The 2,538-nt window shown below is 40.4% G+C and carries 1 protein-coding gene and 1 pseudogene; one reads left to right on the top strand and one right to left on the bottom strand.

Going from position 1 to position 2,538, the window contains the following annotated elements; genetic code table 11:
- Positions 1–140: 140 nt before the first annotated feature.
- The gene (locus PHQ42_05500; protein ID MDD5072152.1) at positions 141–1,610 is read right to left on the bottom strand and encodes a flippase; all 1,470 of its coding nucleotides are present in this window, start codon (positions 1,608–1,610) and stop codon (positions 141–143) included.
- Positions 1,611–2,222: 612 nt separating this feature from the next.
- Between PHQ42_05500 and rpmE the strand changes: the two are divergent.
- Positions 2,223–2,429 (top strand): annotated as a pseudogene (rpmE, locus tag PHQ42_05495) (50S ribosomal protein L31).
- Positions 2,430–2,538 lie beyond the last annotated feature (109 nt).

Here is a 2,538-nt window from a genome sequence, read left to right as displayed (position 1 = left end):
TAATTTCTAAATTAAAAACATTTTTGACATTAGGAATTTTTAAATTAGACATTTTATTAGACCTGCCTGCCGCCTGCCTGTCCGGTAGGCAGGGCAGGCAGGAATTAGAAATTAGTTAATTAGAAATTAAGTTATGGATATCAATCTTCATCGGTCGGCAATATCACCCCTATTTTTTTAGAAATAAACGAATTAAAAATACTTAATATGTCTTCTTTCCTAAAGCCGCCAAGCAAGAAGAGCAAGATAAAATAAATTATGCCGCCGGCCGGCGCCAAGGCGAAAATATTAACCAAAGGTTTAAAGTATAAAACTAATCCGGCCATTAGCCCCGCGGCCAGAAGCGATTTCAAAAAAACCATAATAATTTTTGCTTTGCGGTAGCTGATAATTTTTCCCACCCAGAAAATGCCCAAGGCAAACATTAAAATATTGGTAATTAGAACGGTTAAACTGGCTCCGACAGCCTGAAATTTAGCAATTAAAAATAAATTCAGGATTACGCTCGCGGCCGTAACTATGCCCATATTTATAGTGTTTATTTTCTGGCGGTCGCAGGCGTTCAAAAGCGAGCCAATCGGAAAGTTTATAAAGATAAAAATCAAGCCGGCAATAACAATTTGCATGGGGAGAACCGCTTCGGCAAACCCGGATTTAAAAATTAAAATAATTTTATCGGCGGTGACGATGGTGCCGGCGGTGATGGGCAGGGAAATTATAATCAAATAATTCATGGCCCGCTCAAAAGAAATCGCCAGTTGCTTGCGGTTGTTTACCCAATAGGAACTCATGGCCGGATAAAGCGAAGCGGTAAAAGCCAGGGGGAGAAATTGCAGGGCGAAAATAATTTTAAAAGCGATTTGATAAAGCCCGACATACTTGTCTCCGGCCATAAGGGAGAGAAGAACCGAATCAAGATAAGTGTAAATTCTTTGGAAAACGGCGTATAAGCCGAAAGGAATGGCAATGCCCGCGATCAGTTTTATCAAAGCTTTGTCATAAACCGGCCTTATCTTTATCCCCCATTTTCGCCAAAGAATGAAAAGGGAATAAAAAAAGTTAAAAATACTGGCCAAGACCAGAGCCGCCATTATCCAATAAAGCCCCTGGCCTGCGTAAAGGGCGGACAGGCCGAAAGCCATAACAATAAGTTGAAAAACCACCGAGGCTATGCTTTCAAATTTTAGATTGTGAAAACCCCGGATAACCGCGAAGAAAGTCGTGGAGAATGAGTCCAGAACCATGCAGGCCGAGGAAAGATAGACCAAATTCCTGACAATCGCCGGATAATCCATTAAATTTATCATTAAACCCACGACCAATAAGGCCAGGCCGGCCAAAGGCAATTTTATGGTTAAAACCGCCCCTAATAAATTTTTGGCCCTTTCTTCGTTTTTGGCCACTTCCCTGGTTAAAACGTTTACGAGTCCCAGGTCAATAAAAATAGCGAAAATCGTGGTAAAGGAAATGGCAAAATAATATTTGCCCAAATCCTCCGGCCCCAAATTGCGCGCCAGAAGCGTGAAATAGGTGAAAGAAATGACCTTCTGTATAATTAAAGCCAGAGTTAGGTAGGAAGTGTTTTTCGCGATGTTGGCAACCTTTGTCATAAAACCATTATAACATAAAAAATAATAAAAAATAAAAAGGGGAAGCGATGTTTTGCTTCCCCCAAAACGCGGAATCCTTGAGGCTGCTCTCCCCGTTTTTTAGCAAGAGGCAGGTTCAGCTTGTTCTTGGTTGGTATTCCACACCAGTAAAAGTATTTTATTACAGGATTTTTCGGCTCCACATCCACCAAAGCGGATGCTTCTTCACCTCCCAACTATTCTCTGCAAAAACTCGCCCCTCGTAGGACCAGTTAGAGGAATCGAACCTCGTCGTCAGAGGTTTTGGCCTCTGGCTAGACCAACACTGTTTCCACGTTTTTTAGATTTGTAATTTATCAAGAAATTAAATAAAAGTCAAGTCCTTGCCTTATTTTTTATTTTATGTTAGTATCTAAATCAGCACCTAATTCTCGTGCTTTTTTAATTTTCCACAAATCAACAAATCTGCTACGAATATACAAATAATTCCTAAGATGGGCGAGAGGAACAAGGAGGGAAAGATTTCTCCCTTTTCCCCCTCTTACCTTTTTTAAGCTCTCTTTTTGCCTTCTTTGCCATCTAAATTTAATTTATAAATTCGTAATAAGATTTGTAGATTCGTAGGGCAAAAATATGAAAAAAGATATTCATCCAAAATATTACAAAGATGCGAAAGTAAGCTGCGCTTGCGGCCACACTTTTGTTACTGGTTCAACTTTGCCGGAAATCAAAACCGAGCTTTGTTCGGCTTGCCATCCTTTTTATACCGGCAAGCAGAAATTAGTTGACTCGGCCCGCCGGGTAGAAAAATTCCAGGCCAGAATGGAAGCTAAAAAAGAAATGTCCAAGATCCGTAAAGGCAAAAAAGTGAAAAGAGCGGCTAAGGCCAAGACCAGGGCGAAGAAAGAAGTCACGGTAAAGGCGGAAAAGAAAATTGATAAAAAATAAC

Source organism: Patescibacteria group bacterium (genome assembly GCA_028711655.1).
Classification (GTDB): Bacteria; Patescibacteriota; Patescibacteriia; order Patescibacteriales; family JAQTRU01; genus JAQTRU01.
Note: the sequence above shows the minus strand (reverse complement) of the source record. Positions and strands in the feature narration are given on the sequence as shown.

What these genes read in the sequence shown, in the direction of transcription:
- PHQ42_05500 (MDD5072152.1), bottom strand. Translation starts at nt 1,610, where the DNA reads ATGACAAAGGTTGCCAACATCGCGAAAAACACTTCCTACCTAACTCTG.